Genomic DNA, 2,678 nt, shown 5'->3' with positions numbered 1-2,678 from the left:
GGAAAAAACGCGATTAACGCAAAAAGGACAGTCCTCTTTCGAAAACTGTCCTCTTGTCAAAGATGGGCGGCGACCTACTCTCCCACTGTACGCAGTACCATCGGCGCTAACGGGCTTAACTTCTCTGTTCGGGATGGGAAGAGGTGGGGCCCCGTCGCTATAGCCACCTGAATATTTTTACATATCCTGTATCGTATCATGTTATTGTCATACCGGCAACAACCAAAATCACATTCTCGCGCGCAACGCGCCAACTAAAAGTTTCGGGCAATTAGTACCGCTCGGCTTTGACATCGCTGCCTTTACACCTGCGGCCTATCAACGTCGTAGTCTACAACGTCCCTGATAAGGATATCTCATCTCGAAGCAGGCTTCGTGCTTAGATGCTTTCAGCACTTATCCCTTCCCCACATAGCTACCCAGCGGTGCTCCTGGCGGAACAACTGGTACACCAGAGGTGAGTCCGACGCGGTCCTCTCGTACTAACGTCAGGCCTTCTCAAATATCCCGCGCCCACAACAGATAGGGACCGAACTGTCTCACGACGTTCTGAACCCAGCTCGCGTGCCACTTTAATGGGCGAACAGCCCAACCCTTGGGACCTTCTCCAGCCCCAGGATGTGACGAGCCGACATCGAGGTGCCAAACCGCTCCGTCGATATGAGCTCTTGGGAGCGATCAGCCTGTTATCCCCGGAGTACCTTTTATCCTTTGAGCGATGGCCCTTCCATGCGGAACCACCGGATCACTATGTCCTACTTTCGTACCTGGTCGGCTTGTCGGCCTCACAGTCAAGCTTCCTTGTGCCATTACACTCTGCGGACGGTTACCAATCGTCCTGAGGAAACCTTTGAAAGCCTCCGTTACTCTTTTGGAGGCGACCACCCCAGTCAAACTACCCACCAAACAATGTCCGGATAAATCCGTTAGGCCACAGACAAGCAAAGGGACGTATTTCAAGGGCGACTAAACTACACCTGGCGATGCAGCATCAAAGTCTCCGTCCTATCCTACACATTACTTGCCCACAACCAATGTTAAGTTGCAGTAAAGGTTCACGGGGTCTTTCCGTCCCGTTGCGGGTAATCGGCATCTTCACCGATACTACAATTTCACCGAGCTCATGGCCGAGACAGCGCGCACATCGTTACACCATTCGTGCAGGTCGGAACTTACCCGACAAGGAATTTCGCTACCTTAGGACCGTTATAGTTACGGCCGCCGTTTACCGGGGCTTCAATTCAAGGCCTCGCCGAAGCTAACCTCTCCTCTTAACCTTCCGGCACCGGGCAGGTGTCAGGCCTTATACGTCTTCTTTCGAATTTGCAAAGCCATGTGTTTTTGATAAACAGTCGCATGCGCCATTTCTCTGCGGCCAGCCTAAACTGGCGCCCCTTTTCCCGAAGTTACGGGGCTAATTTGCCGAGTTCCTTAGCCATGAATCACTCGAGCGCCTCAGTATACTCAACCCAACTACGTGTGTCCGTTTACGGTACGGGCCCCTATACTCGCTTTTCTCGGTACCCGCTGCTCTGCTTCGCTTCGGCCGAAGCCTAGGCTCAACGTACTATTCCGTCAGTACGTAGCAATCTCGCGGATACGTCACTTTTAGTATACAGGGGGTACAGGAATATTAACCTGTTGTCCATCCACTACCCCTTTCGGGTTCGCGTTAGGTCCCGACTGACCCTGATCCGATTAGCGTTGATCAGGAAACCTGAGTTTTTCGGCGTGCGGGTTTCTCGCCCGCATTATCGTTACTTATGCCTACATTTGCTTTTCCAACCGCTCCACGGCACATCGCCATGCCGCTTCAAGGCCGTTGGAATGCTCCCCTACCACTTGTGAAAATTCACAAATCCACGGCTTCGGTAATATGCTTATGCCCGATTATTATCCATGCCCGATCGCTCGACTAGTGAGCTGTTACGCACTCTTTAAATGAATGGCTGCTTCCAAGCCAACATCCTAGCTGTCACTGCAATCGAACCGCGTTTGTTCAACTTAGCATATATTTGGGGACCTTAGCCGGTGGTCCGGGTTCTTTCCCTTTCGGACATGGACCTTAGCACCCATGCCCTCACTCCTGTTCATCATCTTACAGCATTCGGAGTTTATCAGGAGTTGATAGGCGGTGAAGCCCTCTCGTCCAATCAGTAGCTCTACCTCTGTAAGATTAAAACAAGGCTGCACCTAAATGCATTTCGGGGAGTACGAGCTATTTCCAGGTTTGATTGGCCTTTCACCCCTACCCACAGTTCATCCGAAGACTTTTCAACGTCTGGCGGTTCGGTCCTCCATTCCGTGTTACCGGAACTTCAACCTGACCATGGGTAGATCACCTGGTTTCGCGTCTAGCGCGGCTGACTATTTCGCCCTGTTCAGACTCGCTTTCGCTTCGGCTCCGACCCTGAAGGTCTTAACCTTGCCAACCACGACTAACTCGTAGGCTCATTATGCAAAAGGCACGCCGTCACGGATAAAATCCGCTCCGACCGCTTGTAAGCGCACGGTTTCAGGTACTGTTTCACTCCCCTGTTCGGGGTACTTTTCACCTTTCCCTCACGGTACTGGTTCACTATCGGTCTTTCAGGAGTATTTAGCCTTACGGGATGGGCCCCGCGGGTTCAGACAGGATTTCACGTGTCCCGCCCTACTCAGGATACCACTATCTTGCT

The 2,678-nt window shown here is 52.1% G+C and carries 1 protein-coding gene, 1 rRNA gene and 1 other annotated feature (1 of these 3 only partly in view); both genes read right to left on the bottom strand.

What is annotated here, in order from left to right:
* Window positions 1-61: 61 nt before the first annotated feature.
* Window positions 62-171: ribosomal RNA gene (gene rrf, locus ACT29I_RS25530) — 5S ribosomal RNA — on the bottom strand.
* Window positions 172-251: 80 nt separating this feature from the next.
* Window positions 252-2,678: a sequence feature (most likely nonfunctional fraction of RNA operon), on the bottom strand (it continues 1,629 nt past the right edge of the window).
* A complete protein-coding gene (locus tag ACT29I_RS25525; RefSeq protein WP_444794840.1) occupies window positions 679-945 on the bottom strand; it encodes a hypothetical protein in 267 nt (88 codons plus the stop codon). It overlaps the preceding feature by 267 nt.

Origin of the sequence: Saccharicrinis sp. GN24d3 (assembly GCF_052400645.1) — a bacterium.
GTDB lineage: Bacteria > Bacteroidota > Bacteroidia > Bacteroidales > Marinilabiliaceae > Saccharicrinis.
This window is presented reverse-complemented; position numbering and strand designations above follow the sequence as displayed.